Source organism: Pseudomonas sp. TE6283 (assembly GCF_054060555.1).
In genome coordinates this window covers 257,818-275,679 of record NZ_JBSSDH010000002.1, presented here as the reverse complement: position 1 = coordinate 275,679, position 17,862 = coordinate 257,818, and the positions used below count along the sequence as shown (strand labels likewise).

18 protein-coding genes and 1 tRNA gene are annotated in these 17,862 nt (G+C 65.6%); 12 read left to right on the top strand and 7 right to left on the bottom strand.

From position 1 onward, the window contains the following. Nucleotides 1-28 precede the first annotated feature (28 nt). The 4 genes from ACVWZ5_RS04870 (at nt 29) to ACVWZ5_RS04855 (ending at nt 3,846) form a co-directional block, all read left to right on the top strand. Nucleotides 29-1,129 carry a uroporphyrinogen-III C-methyltransferase gene (locus ACVWZ5_RS04870; RefSeq protein ID WP_062572439.1) on the top strand — a complete coding sequence of 367 codons (1,101 nt, stop codon included), beginning with the start codon at nt 29-31 and terminating at the stop codon, nt 1,127-1,129. Further along, a complete protein-coding gene (locus ACVWZ5_RS04865) occupies nt 1,126-2,364 on the top strand; it encodes a heme biosynthesis HemY N-terminal domain-containing protein (RefSeq protein ID WP_457340442.1) in 1,239 nt (412 codons plus the stop codon). The genes ACVWZ5_RS04870 and ACVWZ5_RS04865 overlap by 4 nt, the downstream gene beginning before the upstream one ends. Before the next feature lie 283 nt (nt 2,365-2,647). After that, a complete protein-coding gene (locus tag ACVWZ5_RS04860) occupies nt 2,648-3,145 on the top strand; it encodes a disulfide bond formation protein B (protein WP_062572441.1) in 498 nt (165 codons plus the stop codon). Between the two features lie 230 nt (nt 3,146-3,375). Next, entirely contained in the window at nt 3,376-3,846 is a 471-nt protein-coding gene (locus ACVWZ5_RS04855; RefSeq protein ID WP_062572442.1) for an Rsd/AlgQ family anti-sigma factor, read from the top strand. Nucleotide 3,847: 1 nt separating this feature from the next. Here ACVWZ5_RS04855 and ACVWZ5_RS04850 read toward each other — a convergent pair whose 3' ends face one another. Continuing rightward, nucleotides 3,848-4,513: an FKBP-type peptidyl-prolyl cis-trans isomerase gene (locus tag ACVWZ5_RS04850; protein ID WP_062572443.1), complete on the bottom strand. Its 666-nt coding sequence runs from the start codon at nt 4,511-4,513 to the stop codon at nt 3,848-3,850. Between the two features lie 224 nt (nt 4,514-4,737). On the opposite strand from ACVWZ5_RS04850, the gene ACVWZ5_RS04845 reads away from it, so the two are divergent. Further along, on the top strand, nt 4,738-5,820 hold the full coding sequence (locus tag ACVWZ5_RS04845) for an AlgP family protein (RefSeq protein WP_336196324.1): 1,083 nt from the start codon (nt 4,738-4,740) through the stop codon (nt 5,818-5,820). Here the strand turns inward: ACVWZ5_RS04845 and ACVWZ5_RS04840 are convergent. Continuing rightward, nucleotides 5,796-6,275, bottom strand: a complete 480-nt coding sequence (locus ACVWZ5_RS04840) for a TIGR02444 family protein (protein WP_084941051.1) — start codon at nt 6,273-6,275, stop codon at nt 5,796-5,798. The two genes, ACVWZ5_RS04845 and ACVWZ5_RS04840, sit on opposite strands and share 25 nt — an antisense overlap. A gap of 50 nt (nt 6,276-6,325) precedes the next feature. Here ACVWZ5_RS04840 and ACVWZ5_RS04835 point away from each other — a divergent pair, with 50 nt between their 5' ends. The 3 genes from ACVWZ5_RS04835 (at nt 6,326) to ACVWZ5_RS04825 (ending at nt 9,581) form a co-directional block, all read left to right on the top strand. After that, nucleotides 6,326-8,236 carry an ATP-binding cassette domain-containing protein gene (locus ACVWZ5_RS04835; protein WP_336196325.1) on the top strand — a complete coding sequence of 637 codons (1,911 nt, stop codon included), beginning with the start codon at nt 6,326-6,328 and terminating at the stop codon, nt 8,234-8,236. Then, nucleotides 8,236-8,823, top strand: coding sequence for a mechanosensitive ion channel family protein (locus ACVWZ5_RS04830; protein ID WP_280071309.1), 588 nt, complete (start codon nt 8,236-8,238; stop codon nt 8,821-8,823). Before ACVWZ5_RS04835 ends, ACVWZ5_RS04830 begins: the two co-directional genes overlap by 1 nt. Before the next feature lie 125 nt (nt 8,824-8,948). Then, nucleotides 8,949-9,581 carry a LysE family transporter gene (locus ACVWZ5_RS04825; RefSeq protein ID WP_050703291.1) on the top strand — a complete coding sequence of 211 codons (633 nt, stop codon included), beginning with the start codon at nt 8,949-8,951 and terminating at the stop codon, nt 9,579-9,581. Nucleotides 9,582-9,609: 28 nt separating this feature from the next. On the opposite strand, the gene ACVWZ5_RS04820 is transcribed toward ACVWZ5_RS04825, so the two are convergent. Beyond that, nucleotides 9,610-10,362, bottom strand: a complete 753-nt coding sequence (locus tag ACVWZ5_RS04820; protein ID WP_028688595.1) for a slipin family protein — start codon at nt 10,360-10,362, stop codon at nt 9,610-9,612. Nucleotides 10,363-10,365: 3 nt separating this feature from the next. Then, complete coding sequence (locus tag ACVWZ5_RS04815; protein ID WP_186599634.1) at nt 10,366-11,709, bottom strand: nodulation protein NfeD; 1,344 nt, start codon at nt 11,707-11,709, stop codon at nt 10,366-10,368. Nucleotides 11,710-11,805: 96 nt separating this feature from the next. Between ACVWZ5_RS04815 and ACVWZ5_RS04810 the strand changes: the two genes are divergently transcribed. The 3 genes from ACVWZ5_RS04810 to ACVWZ5_RS04800 all read left to right on the top strand — a co-directional run bounded on the left by ACVWZ5_RS04810 (nt 11,806) and on the right by ACVWZ5_RS04800 (nt 13,276). Further along, the gene (locus tag ACVWZ5_RS04810; protein ID WP_028688593.1) at nt 11,806-12,264 is read left to right on the top strand and encodes an aminoacyl-tRNA deacylase; all 459 of its coding nucleotides are present in this window, start codon (nt 11,806-11,808) and stop codon (nt 12,262-12,264) included. Between the two features lie 60 nt (nt 12,265-12,324). Continuing rightward, on the top strand, nt 12,325-12,567 hold the full coding sequence (locus tag ACVWZ5_RS04805) for a DUF2789 domain-containing protein (protein ID WP_028688592.1): 243 nt from the start codon (nt 12,325-12,327) through the stop codon (nt 12,565-12,567). A gap of 70 nt (nt 12,568-12,637) precedes the next feature. Then, on the top strand, nt 12,638-13,276 hold the full coding sequence (locus ACVWZ5_RS04800; protein WP_028688591.1) for a hypothetical protein: 639 nt from the start codon (nt 12,638-12,640) through the stop codon (nt 13,274-13,276). Between the two features lie 6 nt (nt 13,277-13,282). Here ACVWZ5_RS04800 and ACVWZ5_RS04795 read toward each other — a convergent pair whose 3' ends face one another. Beyond that, nucleotides 13,283-13,720 (bottom strand): CBS domain-containing protein, encoded by a 438-nt coding sequence (locus tag ACVWZ5_RS04795; protein WP_050703295.1) that lies wholly within the window; start codon nt 13,718-13,720, stop codon nt 13,283-13,285. Between the two features lie 146 nt (nt 13,721-13,866). Further along, on the bottom strand, nt 13,867-15,597 hold the full coding sequence (locus ACVWZ5_RS04790) for a dipeptidase (RefSeq protein WP_062572450.1): 1,731 nt from the start codon (nt 15,595-15,597) through the stop codon (nt 13,867-13,869). A 227-nt stretch (nt 15,598-15,824) separates the two neighbouring features. Between ACVWZ5_RS04790 and ACVWZ5_RS04785 the strand changes: the two genes are divergently transcribed. Beyond that, on the top strand, nt 15,825-17,669 hold the full coding sequence (locus ACVWZ5_RS04785; protein WP_457340441.1) for a DUF3857 domain-containing transglutaminase family protein: 1,845 nt from the start codon (nt 15,825-15,827) through the stop codon (nt 17,667-17,669). A 92-nt stretch (nt 17,670-17,761) separates the two neighbouring features. Here ACVWZ5_RS04785 and ACVWZ5_RS04780 read toward each other — a convergent pair. Then, a tRNA-Arg gene (locus ACVWZ5_RS04780) sits at nt 17,762-17,838 on the bottom strand. Nucleotides 17,839-17,862 lie beyond the last annotated feature (24 nt).

The window sequence follows — 17,862 nt, the reverse complement described above, 5'->3', positions numbered from 1 at the left end:
GATGCGCCACCATGCAAAGGATGGATACGTGAGCGAAACTGTCTTGTCCAACACCGAACAGCCCGCGGCGCCCGAAGCGCCGCAATCCGCCACCGCCAAGCCCGCCCGACGCTCCGGCAACGGTCTGGCGCTGCTGGCCCTGCTGCTGGGCGCCGCCGGCGTCGCGGTCGGCGGCTGGAGCGTCTGGCAGGTCCGTCAGCTGCAAGGCAGCGAGCAAGGCCAGGGCGAACACCTGCAAGCCCTCAATCAACGTGCCGACGCGCTGCAGCAGCGCGAGCAGCAGCTCAGCGCGCAGCTGGCCAGCCTGCCGGCGGCCAGTGAGCTGGAGGACCGCCGGCGCCTGGTGGCGCAATTGCAGGGCGACCAGCAGCGCCTGAGCCAGCGCCTGGAGACCGTGCTCGGCGAAAGCCGCAAGGAGTGGCGCCTGGCCGAGGCCGAGCATCTGCTGCGCCTGGCCACCCTGCGCCTGTCGGCGCTGCAGGACATCACCAGCGCCAAGGCGCTGGTCGAAGGTGCCGACGAGATCCTCCGCGAGCAGAGCGACCCCGGCGCCTTCGCCGCCCGTGAGCAGTTGGCCCGCAGCCTGGCGACGCTGTCCAGCACCGAGCAGCCGGATCGTACTGGGCTGTTCCTCAAGCTCGCCGCGCAGCGTGAACTGGTGCAGCAGCTCAGCGCCCAGTCGCCGGAGTTCGACAGCAAGGCCGACGCCATGGGCGCGCTGACCGCCGATGGCGACGGCGCCAGCCGCTGGTCGCAGTGGTGGGCGGAGATCTCCAAGTACTTCCAGATCGAGTTCAATGCCGACGACAACGTCCGCCCGCTGCTGTCCGGGCAGTCGCTCAACCAGCTGCGCCTGGCCCTGAGCCTGACCATCGAGCAGGCGCAGTGGGCGGCGCTCAACGGTGAGGCCAAGGTCTATGTCCAGGCCCTGGACGATGCGCGCAGCGTGTTGCTGGCCAACTTCAACCCGGACAACCCGCAAAGCAAGGCGATGCTTGACAGCCTCAACCAGCTGGCTGAACAGCCGGTGTCGGTGGTCACGCCTGACCTGAGCGAGAGCCTGGCCGCGGTACAGGCCTACATCCAGCGTCGCCACCTGCCGGCCACCGCCGAGGGGGCCAAGCCATGAAGCGAGTGTACCTGCTGGCGGTGCTGGCGATCATCGCCGCCGCGGCGCTGGGCATCGCGATTGCCAAGCACAGCGGCTACGTGCTGATCGCCTACGGCGGCTTCCGCTACCAGTCGGGGCTATGGGCGGCGCTCGGCGCGCTGGTCGGCATCATCGTGCTGCTGTTGCTGCTGCGCTACCTGGTTGGCCTTGTGCTGACCTCGTCCGGGGTGGTCAACCCGTGGTCACGGCGCAACCGTAGCCGCCGTACCCGTATCGCCGTCGAACAAGGCCAGCTGGACCTGGCCGAGGGGCGCTGGGCGAGTGCCCAGCGCCACTTGCAGCGGGCCGCCGAGTCCGACCGCCAGCCGCTGCTCTACTACCTCGGCGCCGCTCGCGCCGCCAACGAGCTGGGACGGGTCGAGGAGCGCGACAACCTGCTCGAACGTGCCCTGGAACGCCAACCGCAGGCCGAGCTCGCCGTTGCCCTGACCCATGCCCAGTTGCAGATGGACCGGGGCGAGAGCGAGGGTGCGCTGGAGGCCCTGCAGGCGATGCAGGAGCGTCACCCGCACAATGCCCAGGTGTTGCGCCTGCTGCAGCGTCTGCACTTGGAGCGCGGTGACTGGCCGGCGTTGGTCCGCCTGCTGCCGGACTTGCGCAAGCACAAGGTGCTGCCCGCGGCGGAGCTTGCCGACCTGGAGCAGCGCGCCTGGGGCCAGAACCTGGGCCTGGCGGCGACCCGTGGCGAGGATCCGCAGACGGCACGCCAGGCGCTCGAGCGCGCCTGGCAGCAGTTGACCAACGCCCAGCGCCAGGAACCGCAATTGGTGTCGGCCTACGCCGAACAACTGCGTCAGGTCGGTGCCCAGGGCGAGGCCGAGCAGGTGCTTCGCGGCGCACTCAAGCGCGGCTACGAAAGCCATCTGGCACGCCTGTACGGGCTGGTGCGCGGCGACGATCCGGCGCGCCAGTTGCAGACGGCCGAAGGCTGGCTGAAGGAGCATCCGCAGGACCCGAGCCTGCTGCTCACCCTCGGCCGGCTGAGCCTGCAGAACCGCTTGTGGGGCAAGGCGCGTGATTATCTGGAGAGCAGTCTGCGCATGGAGCGCAATCCGGAAACCTGCGCCGAGCTGGCACGCTTGCTGGCCGGGCTTGGCGAGACCGAGCGCAGCAATCAGCTGTTCCAGGAAGGGCTGGGTCTGCTGGATGAGCGCCTGCTGGCGTTGCCGCTGCCGGAAGGTGTTCGCGCCTGAGGGCCCACTGGCCACATGACGTATTGTTGCGCATCGCAGGCATGCTTGCAGGTGCGTTGTTTTGCCACCGGCGTGTTGCATTTTCTGATGAGCGATGACTCAAGACGCCCTCTGCGCGGAGGGCGTCGAATCGTCCTTCGTTAGCGTCGGAATATTCCCACGCCCTACGAAAATGATTCCCTAGCCATTCAGCGACTTGTCTGCACTGTAGCGCCTTGATACAAAGCGCTCCTTTCCTCTACCGTTTCAAACCACTTCCTTCATTTTCGGATCACTTCTACCCATGTCGCTGGCCTGCCTGCGCAGCTCGTTCCTTCCCGCCTTCCTGGCCGCCGTGGCGGTGCTGGTCGCATCGTTCCGTCTCGAGAACGTGGTCGGCCTGGATCCCTGCGCGTTGTGTTTCAGCCAGCGCCTTATGCTGGGCTGTTTCGCGCTGACCTGCCTGGTCGCCACGCTACACGCCGGCGCCCGCCGCTGGCACGCCTGGCTGGCGCTGCTGTTCGCGTCGGCGGGCGCCTTGCTGGCGGGGCGGCATGTCTGGCTGCAGGCCGAGCCGCTGCCGGTCAGCGGTTGCCACCTGCCCCTGGCGCACCTGGTCGAACGCCCGTGGAGCGAGATCCTGCAGGCGTTCCTGCTGGGCAGCCCGGACTGCGTGTCGGTCAATTGGAGCTTCCTCGACCTGACCCTGCCGGAATGGAGCCTGCTGGCCTTCCTGTTGCTGGCGGCGGCGCCGTTGTCGTGGCTGGTGCTGTATCGATTGCGCCAGGACGCGGCGGATTGATCCACGGCAATGCACCGGGCATTGCGCGACCAGCGGTGGCCGGCAATGGGATTAAACGCTTGTATGAACTTTGTCTGCTGCGTACCTTGAAGGGCAGGTCGCGCGGGAATAATCTCCCAGCACGCATACCGAAAATACAACTGCTCGATGCCGTTTGCTGACGTCACCTTTGTGCCACGGTGTTGTGTCGCGAGGTGCAGCGGCATCTACCCAGAAGGGAAGAGATCGCCATGCTCGATAGTTGCCAGAACGCCCAGGAACGCTGGGGCGGTGTTCACAAGCTGATCGATCGTTGGCTCAAGGAGCGCGAGGAGCTGGTGCAAGCCTTCCGTGCCTTGCGCGATGCCAAGCCGGCCTTTGCCGACAAGCACCACAACGGCGGATTCTGCGAGGTCCTCGTCGACTACGTCTCGGCGTGGCACTTCGAGGTGTGCGAACAGCTCATCAGCGAGGCCAAGGCTTTTGGCGACGAGCGTGCGCTGGAGCTGGCCGAGGAAATCAACCCGCGGATCAACGACATCACCCAGATCGCACTGGCCTTCAACGACCACTGCGCCAAGGGTGAGTGCACCGATACCGAACGCTTCGCGGAAAAACTGGGCAAGCTCGGTAGCCTGTTGCACGAGCGTTTCGAACTGGAAGACTGCCTGATCGAAGTGCTGCACAACGCCCACAAGCAAGAGGACGCGGTGCAGGCCTGATTCAGTCGGCCACATCCAGCAGTTCGATCTCGAACACCAGTGGGGTATAGGGTGCGATGAGGTCACCCGCACCGTCGGCGCCATAGGCTTGCGCCGACGGGATCACCAGCCGCCATTTCGCCCCCGCCTTCATGCGCGGCAGCGCCAACTGCCAGCCCTCGATCACCGAGTCCAGCTTGAACCATTGCGGTTGCAGGTTCTGGTCGAACACCGTGCCATCCGGCAATTTCCCTACATAGCGTACCTGCACGCGACCGCTGGCCTTGGGTTGCGCGCCGCTGCCGCTGGCCAGTTCGCTGTAGAGGATGCCCTCGGGCAGTTCGCGGACCCCGGTCTTGGCCCGCTCGCCGGCAATGAAGCGTTTCTCCGCTTCCACCAGCTTGTCCACCTGGGCCTGTTCGGCGGCGGCGTTGGCTTGCGTCTCGTGCTGTTCGAGGATGGCCTGCATGCGTGACTTGGCAATGCGGGGCGGCTGGCCCTGATAGGCCTGGCGCAGGCCTTCGACCAGGGCGTCGAGCTGCAGGCCGGGGACTTCCTGGCGCAGGCGCTCGCCCAGGCTGGCACCGAGGCTGTAGGCCAGGTCGCTGTCGTTGGCGGGGGCGGTTTCGGCGTTGGCCAGGGCGAGTGGCATCACCAGGCACAGGCCCAGAATCAGATAACGAGGCATGAACGGTTCCTGCGGTAAAGAGCGCAAAGTATGCCAGCGTTGTTGGGCGAAGATGTGTAAATATCGGCAGTGCACTAATGGGCAACTACACTTGTTTCCAGCTGCAAGAAAACAACTTTGCCCAGGCATGCAACGCGGCGCTACTGAGACTGTCAACATGCCCTAGCGGCGGTAGCAGCAGAAGCATAGTATGAGCCGCACTCTCGTCAGCCAGGAGGTAAACCATGTCGGCCAAGAAGAAAGCAGTCAGTACGCCGTTGCACCTGCTCCAGCAACTTTCGGGTAGCTTGCTCGAACATTTGGAAGATGCCTGCTCCCAAGCGCTGGCGGATGCCGAGAAACTGTTGGCCAAGTTGGAAAAACAACGTGGCAAGGCCCAGGAGAAACTGCACAACGCTCGCTTGAAGTTGCAGGACGCCGCCAAGGCCGGTAAAGCCAAGGCTCAGGGCAAGGCGCAAAAAGTCGCCGGAGAACTTGAGGACTTGCTCGATTCGCTCAAGGATCGCCAAGCGCAAACCCGTACTTATATCCAGCAACTCAAGCGCGATGCCCAGGAAAGCCTGAAGCTGGCCCAGGGTGTCGGCAAGGTGCGTGAGGCGGCCGCCAAGGCCCTGGACTCGCGTACTGCGGCACCTAAAGGGGCAGTGAAACCAGCAGCCAAACCAGCGGCCAAGCCTGCTGCCGCCAAGGCACCGGCGAGGACTGCTGCCGCTAAACCTGCCGCCAAGCCAGCGGCCAAACCGGCTGCCGCCAAGGCACCGGCGAGGACTGCAGCCGCAAAACCTGCCGCCAAGCCAGCGGCCAAACCGACTGCTGCCAAGGCCCCGGCGAAGACTGCAGCCGCAAAACCTGCCGCCAAGCCAGCGGCCAAACCGGCTGCCGCCAAGGCCCCGGCGAAGACTGCAGCCGCGAAACCTGCCGCCAAGCCAGCGGCCAAGCCTGCTGCCGCCAAGGCCCCGGCGAAGACCGCCGCCGCGAAACCTGCTGCCAAGCCAGCGGCTAAACCAGCTGCTGCCAAGGCACCGGCAAAGACCGCTGCAGCGAAACCAGCAGCCAAATCAGCGGCCAAGCCTGCTGCCGCCAAGGCCCCGGCCAAGCCAGCAGCGGCCAAGCCCGCCGCCAAACCTGCCGCCAAGCCAGCAGCCAAACCGGCCGCTGCCAAGGCTCCGGCCAAGCCTGTAGCCAGCAAGCCAGCCGAAAGCCAGCCAGCCACGCCGACCGCCAGCACCACCCCGGCGCCTGCGAACAGCGCGGCCACGCCTGCGGCAACCGCCACACCGGCTCAGTCGTCGACTTCGGCGTCCTGAAGCTCGCGGGCCGCGGCGCGCAGTTGATGCAGCGCGTCGTGGTCCCGGGCCTGGTCCGGCGCCAGCCGGGCCAGCCAGTCCTGCGCGGCGCCCGCTTGCGCAGGCCACTCGTGCGCCAACGCCTCCAGGCGCTCCAACAAGGTGCGTTCAGCCTGCAGCTCCAGCGCCTTCACCTGCTCACGCATCACGCTCAGTCGCGGGTCGGCCAGCGCCTGCTCGCGCCATTGCCGGCGTAGCGTGCGTAGCGGCGTCACCACGTCACGTTGCCAGGGGCCGGCAAGGGCCTTCAAGGCGGTAGTCCGTTGTTCATCGGCGGCCACGCCGCGGGCCTGCAACCAGGTGCCGCAGAGCAGCAGGCAGACATCGCCGCCCAGTTCCTGGAGGGCCAGGCTGGCGGCTTCGACGCCTGGCCGGGCATACAAGGCCAGGGCGTGGTTCCACAGGTCGGTGTGCATGGTTTCACTCGCGCCAGTGATCGGCGAAGCTGGTAGACTCCGCGACCATCATGATCAGACTATCGAACCTCACTTTACAGCGTGGTCCCCAGCGCCTGCTAGAAGGCGCCGAGATGACCCTGCACACCGGTCACAAGGCCGGCCTGATCGGCGCCAACGGCGCCGGTAAATCCAGCCTGTTCGCCCTGCTGCGCGGTGAGCTTTCGCCCGATGCCGGCGATTGCCTGCTGCCCGGCGACTGGCGCATCGCCCACATGCGCCAGGAGGTCGACACCCTTGACCGCATCGCCGTGGACTATGTGCTCGACGGCGACGCCCGCCTGCGCAAGGTGCAGGCGGAGCTGGCCGCCGCCGAGCAGGCACACGACGGCACCGCCCTGGCGCGCCTGCACAGTGAGCTGGACAGCGCCGACGGCTACACCGCCGATGCCCGCGCGCGCAAGCTGCTGGCCGGCCTGGGCTTCACCAACGAGCAGATGGACCGCCGCGTCGGCGACTTCTCCGGTGGCTGGCGAATGCGCCTGAACCTGGCCCAGGCACTGATGTGCCCGTCCGACCTGCTGCTGCTCGACGAGCCCACCAACCACCTGGACCTCGATGCCATCCTCTGGCTGGAAGAGTGGCTCAAGGGCTACCCGGGCACGCTGCTGCTGATCTCCCACGACCGTGATTTCCTCGATGCAGTGGTCGACCATGTGTTGCATGTCGAGCAGCGCAAGCTCAACCTCTACAAGGGTGGCTACAGCGCCTTCGAGCGCACCCGCGCCGAACGCCTGGCGCAGCAGCAGCAGGCCTACGAGAAGCAGCAGGCGCAGCGCGCGCACATGGAAAAGTACATCGCCCGCTTCAAGGCCCAGGCCACCAAGGCCCGCCAGGCGCAGAGCCGGATCAAGGCCCTGGAGCGCATGGAGGAGCTGTCGGCGGCCCATGTCGATTCGCCGTTCGACTTTGTCTTCCGCGAGTCGGAGAAGATTTCCAGCCCGTTGCTCGACCTGTCCGAAGGTCGCCTGGGCTATGGCGACAAGGCCATCCTCGAGAAGGTCAAGCTGCAGCTGGCGCCGGGTGCGCGTATCGGCCTGCTCGGCCCCAACGGCGCAGGCAAGTCGACCCTGATCAAGAACCTCGCCGGCGAGCTGCAGCCGTTGTCCGGGCGCCTGGTGCGCGGCGAGAACCTCGCCGTCGGCTACTTCGCCCAGCACCAGCTCGACTCGCTGGACGACAAGGCCAGCCCGCTATTGCACCTGCAACGTATCGCCCCGGGCGAGCGCGAGCAGACCCTGCGCGACTTCCTCGGCGGCTTCGATTTCCACGGCAACCGTGTCGACGAGCCGGTGGTGAATTTCTCCGGTGGCGAAAAGGCCCGCCTGGCCCTGGCGCTGATCGCCTGGGAGCGGCCGAACCTGTTGCTGCTCGATGAACCGACCAACCACCTGGACCTTGAGATGCGCCTGGCGCTGACCATGGCCCTGCAGGAGTTCGCCGGTGCCGTGGTGGTGGTGTCCCACGACCGTCACCTGCTCAAGAGCACCACCAACGACTTCCTGCTGGTGGCCGATGGCAAGGTCGACACCTTCGACGGCGACCTGGACGACTACAGCCGCTGGCTGGTCGAGTACCGCCAGCGCAACGCGCCGGTGAGCAGCACGCCGGCGAACCCGGACAAGACCGACAAGAAGGCCCAGCGCCAGGCCGCCGCGGCCTTGCGCCAGCAGTTGGCGCCGCACAAGAAGGCGGCTGACAAGCTGGAGACCGAACTCAACCAGGTGCACCAGCAACTGGCCGAGATCGAAGCAGCGTTGGGCGACAGCGGTCTGTACGAGGCCTCGCGCAAGGATGAGCTGCGCGACTTGCTGGCCCGCCAGACCAAGCTCAAGCAACGCGAAGGCGAGCTTGAGGAAGCCTGGATGGAAGCCCTGGAAACGCTGGAAAGCATGCAGGCCGAGCTCGAGGCGCTGTCCTGATGGAGGCGCTGCGTTCGCTGCTGCCGGGGCAGTGGATGGACACGTTCTGGCTGGGGCTGCAGATCCTGCTGATCCTGATCGCCGCCTTCGTCCTGCAGCGCATGGTCGCACGCGGCCTGCGCAGCCTGGGCGAGCGCTACCCGTTGCCGCACGAACTGATGGTGCCGGTGCGCGGCGCCCTGCGCTGGCTGATCATGGGCAGCGCGCTGCTGTTCGTGCTCGAGCGCATGGGGGTGTCCGCCACGGTGCTGTGGACGGCGCTGTCGGGCTTCGTCGCGGTGGCGGCGGTGGCGTTCTTCGCCATCTGGAGCGTGCTGTCCAACCTGCTGTGCGCGGTGCTGATCTTCACCGTCGGACCGTTTCGCATTGGCGATGTGGTCGAGCTGGTCGATACCCTCGACAAGCCGGGGGTGAAAGGCCGGGTGATCGCCATCAACCTGCTGTACACCACGCTGATGGAAACGCCGGAGGCGGGTGGGGCGCTGGTGCAGGTTCCGAACAGCCAGTTCTTCCAGAAGGCCGTGCGCCGTTGGCGTGGCGCCGAGGCGTCAGTGGCCCTGCACGAGGCACCTATCGAGAGCGACTGACAGGGCGCTGCTCATTGTAATCGCGGGCTTGCCCCGCGATCGTTTCAAGCAGAAAAACCACTGGTTATTTTTTCGCCAACACCTTAGCTTAGCGGTTTGCAAAAGCTGTTAGAGCGAGGTGTGCGATGTCGATGGAAACGTGGTTGGCCTTCTTTGCCGCGTGCTGGGTGATCAGCCTGTCGCCGGGCGCCGGGGCAATCGCCTCGATGTCCAGTGGGCTGCAGTACGGCTTCTGGCGTGGTTACTGGAACGCCCTGGGCCTGCAATTGGGCCTGATCGTGCAGATCGCCATCATCGCCGCCGGTGTTGGCGCCATCCTCGCCGCGTCGGCCACGGCCTTCCAGGTCATCAAGTGGTTCGGCGTCGCCTACCTCGTCTACCTCGCCTACAAGCAATGGCAAGCCCTGCCGATGGACATGAGCGACGAGTCCGGCGTACGACCGATCGGCAAGCCGCTGAGCCTGGTGTTCCGCGGCTTCCTGGTCAACGTCAGCAACCCCAAGGCGCTGGTGTTCATGCTGGCGGTGCTGCCGCAGTTCATCAACCCGCACGAGGCGCTGCTGCCGCAGTACCTGGCGATCACCGTGACCATGATCAGCGTCGACCTGCTGGTGATGGCTGGATATACCGGGCTGGCTTCGCGGGTGCTGCGCCTGCTGCGCACGCCGAAGCAGCAGAAGCGCCTGAACCGTACCTTTGCCGGGCTGTTCATCGGTGCGGCGACGTTCCTCGCTACCTTGCGTCGCGCGCCGCTTTGACGCGTGATGGGGCCTCCCAGAGGCCCCATCAGCGCTGCTTGTCCACCAGCCCCTTGAGCAGATCCACCGGCAGCGGAAACACGATGGTCGAGCTCTTGTCCCCGGCGATCGACCCCAGCGTCTGCATGTAGCGCAGCTGCATCGCCCCCGGCTCCTTGCCCAGCATCTGCGCGGCCTGCATCAGTTTCTCCGAGGCCTGCAGCTCGCCTTCGGCATGGATCACCTTGGCCCGTCGTTCGCGCTCGGCCTCGGCCTGGCGGGCGATGGCGCGGACCATCGACTCGTTGAGGTCGACATGCTTGATCTCGACGTTGGCCACCTTGATGCCCCAGGCGTCGGTCTGCGCGTCCAGCACCTCGCGGATATCCGAATTCAACTGCTCGCGCTCGGCCAGCAGTTCGTCCAGCTCGTGCTTGCCGAGCACGGCGCGCAGGGTGGTCTGGGCCAGCTGGCTGGTGGCGGTGAGGAAGTTCTCGACCTGGATAATCGCCTTCTGCGGGTCGAGCACGCGAAAGTACAGCACGGCATTGACCTTGACCGAGACGTTGTCGCGGGTGATCACGTCCTGGGAGGGCACGTCGAGCACCACGGTGCGCAGGTCGACCCGGACCATCTGCTGGATGCCGGGAATCAGGATGATCAGCCCCGGGCCCTTGACCTGCCAGAAGCGCCCGAGCTGGAACACCACGCCGCGCTCGTACTCTCGCAGGATGCGCAGGGCCGACAGCAGCAGTATGCCTAGCAGCACCAGCACGGCGCTGAATCCGAATTGCATGAACATCGTCTACTCTCCTTGCGCCGTGGGCGCAGTGGCGCTGACTTCCAGCGTCACGCCATGACGGGCGGTCACCCGCACGTGCTGGCCCGGCTGCAGCGGTGTCGCGCACTGCGCCTGCCACTGTTCGCCCTGGGCCTGTACCGAGCCGCAGAACGGGTTGTCCGCGCGTACCTGGGTCACCGTCACCAGGCTGCCCACCAGCCCGGCATCGCCGCTGACCAGGGCGCGTCGGCGCGCCTTCAGCGCCATGCCCAGCACGCCGCCGAGCAACAACGCCGACAGCACCGCCAGGCTGACGATCAGCGTCAGCGGAATGCCAAAGCCAGGGGCGTCGGTGTCCATCAGGATCACCGCGCCGACCACGAAGGCGACGATGCCGCCGAAGCCGATCACCCCGAAACTGGGCAGGAACGCCTCGGCGACCATGAACGCCACACCGAGCAGGATCAACGCCACCCCGGCGTGGCTCACCGGCAGCAGTTGCAGGGCGTACAGTGCCAGCAGCAGGCAGATGCCGCCGACCACGCCGCCGACTCCGGAGCCTGGGTTCATGAATTCGAACAGCAGGCCGTACACGCCGATCATGATCAGGATCAGCGCCACGCTGGGGTTGGTGATCACCGCCAGCAGGCGAGTGCGCCAGTCCGGCAGGTGCTCCACCACATTGGCGCCGGCGGTCTGCAGTGATGCTGGCTGGCCGGCGACGGTCAGCGTCCGGCCATCGAGCTGGCGCAGCAGGTCGGGCAGGTCAGCGGCGACCAGGTCGATCACCTTCAGCCGCTGGGCTTCGCTGGCCGACAGGCTGACCGCCTCGCGCACGGCCTTCTCCGCCCATTCGGCGTTGCGCCCGCGCAGTTGCGCCAGGCCACGGATGTAGGCCGCGGCGTCGTTGACCTGTTTACGGGCGAGGGTGTCCTGCTCGCTGTTCGCGGCGGGCTTTTCGTCCTTGCCGGGTGCGCCGATCTGTACCGGCGTCGCCGCGCCCAGGTTGGTTCCCGGGGCCATGGCCGCCACGTGGCTGGCATAGAGGATGTACGTGCCGGCGCTGGCCGCCCTGGCGCCACCCGGGGCGACGTAGGTGGCCACCGGCAGCGTGCTTGCGAGAATGGCCTTGATGATCTGGCGCATGGCGCTGTCGAGCCCGCCGGGAGTGTCGAGGCGTATGACCACCAGTTGCGCACCCTGGGCCTGCGCCTGGTCCAGCCCGCGCAGCAGGTAGTCGGCGCTGGCCGGACCGATGGCGTCGTCGACGCTCAGCAGCCACACGTTGGCACCGGGCGCGGCCTGGCCGCCCGGGGCGAAGCCCAGGATCAGCAGCAACAGCAGCACGCGCCAGCGTCGGGCGATCACCTGTCGTCACCTCATGCGGACCTGTCCTTGAAGTTTAGCCGTGGCTGCCGGGCCACGGCCTAAACTTGAGGGTGGGGGCAAAACCGGAGGTGCATCATGCGTATGGCCAAGACCCTTCAGCAGCGCCTGGACCAGGCCAACTGCGACTACGACATCATTCCCCATCCCCATTCGGCCACCAGCCTGGAGTCGGCCCGCACGGCCGGCGTACCCGCCGAGCGGGTCGCCAAGTCGGTGATGCTCGATGACCGCCATGGCAACTACATCATGGCCGTGCTGCCGGCCAACCGGCATCTGGACATGACCGAAGTGCGCATGACCGGCGCCTGGCAGCTGACCCGCGAAAGCAACCTGCCGAGCCTGTTCGGCGATTGCGAACGCGGCGCCATCCCGGCCCTGGGCGATGCCTACAACATTCCCATGCTGCTCGACCGGACCCTTACCCGCCAAGGTGATGTCTACCTCGAGGCAGGTGACCACGATCACCTTATCCACATGAGCATGGAGCAATACTTGAAACTGGTGCCGCACGCCGAAGTGCGCGAACTGAGCTGATGCTCGCAACCCACGCCGGGCTGGCGTCGTGGACGACCGGCCCGGCCATAGGAGTGAATCATGGAAGCGCCGATCCACAAGTTTTCCGAACTGTTCAAGCAACTGGGCCTGCCGGACGATGCGCTGGGCATCGACCAGTTCATCACCAGCCATTCGCCGCTCAAGGGGGATGTGAAGCTGGTGGATGCGCCGTTCTGGAACGAGTCCCAGCGCTCGTTCCTCAGGGACAGCATCCTTGAAGACGCCGATTGGGCGGAGCTGTTCGACCAACTCAACGAGGCGCTGCGCCGTCCCCGCCAATAAAGCGCCGAGCGGCACCTGATGGGTGATCGGGCCGTTGCTATGCTCAGGGAAAACAAGAGGGGATGGCGCGATGAAAGATCCCTACGCACCAGGTTTCTGGTGCACCGTGACGATCCTGGGCACCCTGACCGCCGGCTACTTCTACGGTATCCGGCACACCCACACGATGAACCAGGCCGTGCAGTTTCTCTATGCCGCCGCCGCCGTGACCGCGGCGGTGGCGTTGTGCGGCCTGGCGTGGATCGCCTGGCAGCAGCTGCACCTGAACAGGCGCGAAGTCGCCCAGGGACGAACGTTGCTGACCATCTGGAACACCAAGGTCGCCCTGCGTCGGGTCGAGACGGTGTTCGACCGTTATTTCTGGGGCAGCTACTGGCACTCCGGACGCACCTTCGAGGAGGTGATGGGCGAGCTCAAGGGCACGCCGCTGGAGCAGAGCCTGGACGCCCTCAAGCGCCAGTGCCGGGAGCTCGACCGGGAAGTGCACGACCACCACCATCACTGGCTGGCCAATGCCCGCGACCTTTCCAGCGTGGCCACGGCCATGGCCCGCGAGCGCTACCAGCTGGACCTGTGCGACGCGCCGGCCCGTGACGGCGGCAACACCGCCGTGCTCAACAGGGACCTGGAAGTGCTGGTGTACACCTGGTCGGCGCGCCTGCGCAGCTTCGACCATCAGCTGGACGAGCTGGAGCGCGCCTATCACTGAGCAGGTTCATTCACCGCGGATGTACTGCTCCAGCTGCAGGATCAGGTTGGCCTGTTCGGCGATGGTTTCCTTGACCAGGTCGCCGATCGACAGCAGCCCGAGCAGCTTGCCTTCGTGAACCACCGGCAGGTGGCGCAGATGGCGGTTGGTCATCAGGTTCATGCAGTACTCGAGGTTCTGCTTGGGCTCAACCGTGACCACCGGAGAACTCATGATGTCGCGTACCGGCGTGGCCGCCGAGGAGCGACCCTTGAGCACCAGCTTGCGAGCGTAGTCGCGTTCGCTGACGATTCCCACCACCTGGTCGTTCTCCACCACCGGCAGTGCACCGACGTTCTTCTCCGCCAGCAGCCTCAAGGCATCCAGCACCGAGTCGTCAGGGTTGATGGTGTAGACGGTGTGGTGCTGGGACTTGGCTTTGAGGATTTGTTCGACGTTCTTCATACGGGCCTCTGTGGGTGGAAACGCGACGTGTCGGAGTAAATAAAGCATCCGGCACAGCGCTCTGCACGGCAATGCAGGAAACGGCATCGAGGTGATTGAAAAACGTCATCGCGGCAAGGGGCCGCAACGCGGCCCCGAGTGGGTCATCAGAGCTTCGGCATCTGCCCGATCCGCGCCACCATCTCGCTGACGACCTGCAGGTCGAGCATGAACTGCTCCACGGTCTTGAACTCGTTGTCGTTGTGCCCGGTGTACTTCACGTCCGGCATGGCCAGGCCGAACTGCACACCGTTGGGCAGGTCATGCACCGAGGTGGCGCCGGCGGAGGTGCCGTACTCGTGCTTCATGCCCAGGTTCTCGCTGGCCACGGCCAGCAGGGCCTTGACCCATTCGCCTTCGGGGTTGCGGTACATCGGTGCGTCGAGGGTGTAGTCGAAGGCCACCTGGGTCTTGCTCTTGGCCTTCCAGTCATCGAGCTTGCCGGCGATCTCGCCCTTCAGGGTATCGAGCGACTTGCCCTTGGGAATGCGCAGGTTCACCGCCAGCTTCAGCGCCTTGTCATCCAGGCCGACGAAGGTCAGCGAGGTGGTCAGCGGGCCCATGAAGTCGTCCTTGAAACCGACACCGAGCTTGTTGCCCAGGTAGTCCAGGCCCCAATTGTCGGCGGCGTAGCGGGCGGCGTCGGTGATATGGTTGTGCTTGAGCGGCACGTCCTTGCCCAGGCCGTTGAGGAAGTCGAGCATGCGCGCCACCGGGTTGACCCCGGACTCGGGCTCGGAGGAGTGCGCCGACACGCCGGTCACGGTGAGCAGCACCTGCTTGCCGTCGACCTTGGCGTCGATGCTGAAGTCGCCGCCATGGCGTTTGACGTAGGCCGCGCCGGCCTTGTTAAGCGCCTTGGCCAGGTCGGCCGGCTTGTCGCCGGTCAATGTCGCCACCGAGCTGCCGGGGATCTGGTTGGTGGCCAGGCCGCCGGTGAGGTTGATCACCTCGGCGCCTTTGCCGTCACCGGCACGCTTGGCGAAGGTGGCCATGACGGTGCCATAGCCCTTCTCGGCGATTACCACCGGGTAGCCGCCGTCCAGCGCCAGGTTGTAGTCGGGGGTGGCGTTGCGTTCGAAGTAATAAGGGATGGCGTCGCCGGTGGTTTCCTCGGTGGTGTCCACCAGCAGCTTGAACTGGCGCGCCAGTGGCAGCTTCTCGTCCTTGGCCACCTTCAGCGCGTACAGCGCGACGACGATGCCGTTCTTGTCGTCCTCGGTGCCGCGGCCGTACATGCGGTCGCCCACCAGGGTGACCTTGAACGGGTCGAGCTTGGTGCCGTCCTTGAGCTTCCAGTTGTCCGGAGTGACCGGTACCACGTCGGCGTGGGCGTGGATGCCGATCACTTCCTTGCCTTCACCGAGGGTGATCTCGTAGACGCGGTTGTCGATGTTGCGGAACGTCAGGCCGAAGCCCTCGGCCAGGGCCTTGATCTTGTCGGCGATCTTGATGAACTCAGGATTCTCGTGCTGCGGTACACCGTCCTTGCGAACGGTCGGGATCTCCACCAGCTCGCGCAGGGTTTCCTTGGCGGCCTTGCCGTACTTGATGCGGGTGTACAGGCCCAGCAGGCGGCTGATCTCGTCCTGCTGTTCGGCGCTCAACGGCTTGCCGGCCAGGTACAGCTTGAGGGTGTCGTCCAGCTTGTCGGCCTTGGCCAGGTCGCTGCCGGCCAGCTTGCCGAGGAACTGCTTGAAGTCGGCCGGGTCGCTGCCGTCGTAGGCCTTGATGATGGCGGCGGACTGCTGCTGGGAGAGGTTGGCCTGGGCCGGGATCGAGAACATGGCCACGCTGGCCAGCAGGAGCGATGCGGCGGATAGCTTGGTAAATGGCATGGGGGTGCGCATTCCTTTGCAAGGGGTGGAGGGTGACCGTTTACGCAAACGGAAGATGCCCACGCTATCACCAATGACCACCGGCACGGGAGAGCTGGCAATGTGCTTTTCTGCACAAACGTGCAAGCGTTCATATACGGCGCGGCCTGCAGGTTTATGATAAAAATGCGTATCATTAGCGTTTTTTGTAATAACCCTCGTGTCACAAGAGAAGGATCCTCATGTTCATGTCTTACCTTGCACCCCTGGCCGGGGTGCTGGCATTCACCCTGGCCTGCATCGCGCCTGCCCAGGCTCGGGACGATGGCACCGACCACTCCGTCACCCTTGAAAAGGTCGTGCAGACCTTCACCGTGCAGCGCGACGGCAGTTTCCAGGTGACGGTCGAATCGGTCTCGCGCATCAACGAAGAGCGCGCCATCCAGGCCAAGGCCCAGCAAGCACTGAGCTACAACCGTGGGTACGAGACCCTGGAGGTCGACCAGGCCTTCACCCAGAAGCCCGACGGGCGCAAGGTCATGGTCGACGCCTCGCAGATCAAGGAGCAGCAGGAGCAGGCGTCCACCTACGCGCCGATGTTCCAGGACTCCCGGGTCAAGGTGGTGATCTTCCCGGAAGTGGCCGTCGGCGACCGCCTGGTGCTGCGCTACAAGCGCCATCGCACCACCGCGCTGTTCCCCGGCCATTTCGAGGACCTCACCGCGGCGGAATTTCACCCCGTGGAGCAGTTCTCGCTGATCTACGATCTGCCGGCGGACCTGCCGCTGTATGCCGACGCCCGTGGTTTCAAGGCGTCCACGCCCAAGGCCGGCAAGGGCCGCAAGGTCTACCGCTGGGACTTCGTGCCGACCGACAGGGCCAGGATCGAGGCGAGCGCCGTGTCCTACCTGGACTATGGCCAGTACCTCGCGGTCTCGACCTTCAAGGACTACGCAGGGCTTGCCGCCAGCTACCAGGCGCGCGCCGACGTGCAAGTGACACCGGCCATTGCCGCGTTGGCCGGACAATTGACGGCGAACCTGCCCGACGCCCGGGCCAAGGCGCTCAAGCTCAGCGACTGGGTGCGTGAGAACATCCGCTACGTGGCGGTCTATGTCGGTGCCGGTGGCGTGGTTCCGCACGCGGCGCAGAGCGTGCTCGACAACCGCTATGGCGACTGCAAGGACCATGTGGCCCTGCTCGAGGCGCTGCTCAAGGCGGCGGGTATCGAGAGCTCGCCGGCGCTGATCAACCTCGGCAATGCCTACCAGCTGCCGAAGGTGCCGACACTCGGTGTGCTCAACCATGTGCTGACCTATGTGCCGAGCCTCGACCTGTACCTGGATTCGACCGACCCGTCGGTGGCCGCCGGTTACCTGCCGCTGATGGACCTGGACAAGACCACGCTGCTGACCGCCACCGGCGTGTTCGGCAAGACCCCGGCCACCCAGTTCGGCAAGCAGGTCGGTGAAATGCTGTTCAAGGTCAAGGACACGGGTGCCGCGGACTTCACCGGCGACTCGACCATCGAAGGCTGGGCCAGCGAGGTCAACCGCTATGGCGCCAAGACGATGAAACCGACGGACCTCGATCGCATCGTCGAGCAGGTGCTCAATGCCTATGGGCAACGGGGCAGCGGCAAGATCCTGATCCAGCCGTCGGCAGCGCCGGAGCACTTTCGCAGCCAGGTCCAGGGCCATACCGAGAACCTGGTGAACCTGCCCGGCCCGGTGGGCGTGCCAGCCCTGAGCAGCCTGGTGGGCGGCATCGCCCAGTCAGTCTATGGCTTTGCCACCGAGAACGAGCGCACCCAGGGCTTCGTCTGCATCTCCAACGAAACGCTGGAGCAGTCGCGCTTCGAGTTCCCGGCCGGGGTCACCGTCCTGGCGACGCCCAAGGCCGTTGCCGTGAAGGAAGGCAGTTTCGACTACAGCGCCCGTTACACCCGTGACGGCAACGCCGTGGTGGTCGAGCGCCGCATGCAGTTCAAGCACCCGAAGGCAGTGTGCACGCCTGAGGAGTTCAAGGCGATGAAGCCGGTCATCGAGACCATGGTCCGAGACCTGCAGGGCCAGATCATCGTGCAGGGCTGAGGCCCGGAAACGCAAAAGCCCCGCCAGAGCGATCTGAGCGGGGCTTTTGCTTGCCGGCACCGGTGAAAACACACGGGTGACGGCTGATGTCATGGCGCACTCGGCGGGATTCGAACCCACGACCCCTGCCTTCGGAGGGCAGTACTCTATCCAGCTGAGCTACGAGTGCAACGGGCCGCATGATACCCATCTG

Excerpts from the sequence above, each read along its gene's own strand:
- ACVWZ5_RS04850 (WP_062572443.1), bottom strand. The coding sequence starts at position 4,513 with ATGCCTCGTTATCTGATTCTGGGCCTGTGCCTGGTGATGCCACTCGCC.
- ACVWZ5_RS04830 (WP_280071309.1), top strand. The coding sequence starts at position 8,236 with ATGGAGGCGCTGCGTTCGCTGCTGCCGGGGCAGTGGATGGACACGTTC.
- ACVWZ5_RS04840 (WP_084941051.1), bottom strand. The coding sequence starts at position 6,275 with ATGCACACCGACCTGTGGAACCACGCCCTGGCCTTGTATGCCCGGCCA.
- ACVWZ5_RS04855 (WP_062572442.1), top strand. The coding sequence starts at position 3,376 with ATGCTCGATAGTTGCCAGAACGCCCAGGAACGCTGGGGCGGTGTTCAC.
- ACVWZ5_RS04805 (WP_028688592.1), top strand. The coding sequence starts at position 12,325 with ATGGAAGCGCCGATCCACAAGTTTTCCGAACTGTTCAAGCAACTGGGC.
- ACVWZ5_RS04835 (WP_336196325.1), top strand. The coding sequence starts at position 6,326 with ATGATCAGACTATCGAACCTCACTTTACAGCGTGGTCCCCAGCGCCTG.
- ACVWZ5_RS04800 (WP_028688591.1), top strand. The coding sequence starts at position 12,638 with ATGAAAGATCCCTACGCACCAGGTTTCTGGTGCACCGTGACGATCCTG.
- ACVWZ5_RS04820 (WP_028688595.1), bottom strand. The coding sequence starts at position 10,362 with ATGTTCATGCAATTCGGATTCAGCGCCGTGCTGGTGCTGCTAGGCATA.
- ACVWZ5_RS04825 (WP_050703291.1), top strand. The coding sequence starts at position 8,949 with ATGTCGATGGAAACGTGGTTGGCCTTCTTTGCCGCGTGCTGGGTGATC.
- ACVWZ5_RS04860 (WP_062572441.1), top strand. The coding sequence starts at position 2,648 with ATGTCGCTGGCCTGCCTGCGCAGCTCGTTCCTTCCCGCCTTCCTGGCC.
- ACVWZ5_RS04795 (WP_050703295.1), bottom strand. The coding sequence starts at position 13,720 with ATGAAGAACGTCGAACAAATCCTCAAAGCCAAGTCCCAGCACCACACC.
- ACVWZ5_RS04810 (WP_028688593.1), top strand. The coding sequence starts at position 11,806 with ATGCGTATGGCCAAGACCCTTCAGCAGCGCCTGGACCAGGCCAACTGC.
- ACVWZ5_RS04865 (WP_457340442.1), top strand. The coding sequence starts at position 1,126 with ATGAAGCGAGTGTACCTGCTGGCGGTGCTGGCGATCATCGCCGCCGCG.
- ACVWZ5_RS04785 (WP_457340441.1), top strand. The coding sequence starts at position 15,825 with ATGTCTTACCTTGCACCCCTGGCCGGGGTGCTGGCATTCACCCTGGCC.
- ACVWZ5_RS04845 (WP_336196324.1), top strand. The coding sequence starts at position 4,738 with ATGTCGGCCAAGAAGAAAGCAGTCAGTACGCCGTTGCACCTGCTCCAG.
- ACVWZ5_RS04790 (WP_062572450.1), bottom strand. The coding sequence starts at position 15,597 with ATGCCATTTACCAAGCTATCCGCCGCATCGCTCCTGCTGGCCAGCGTG.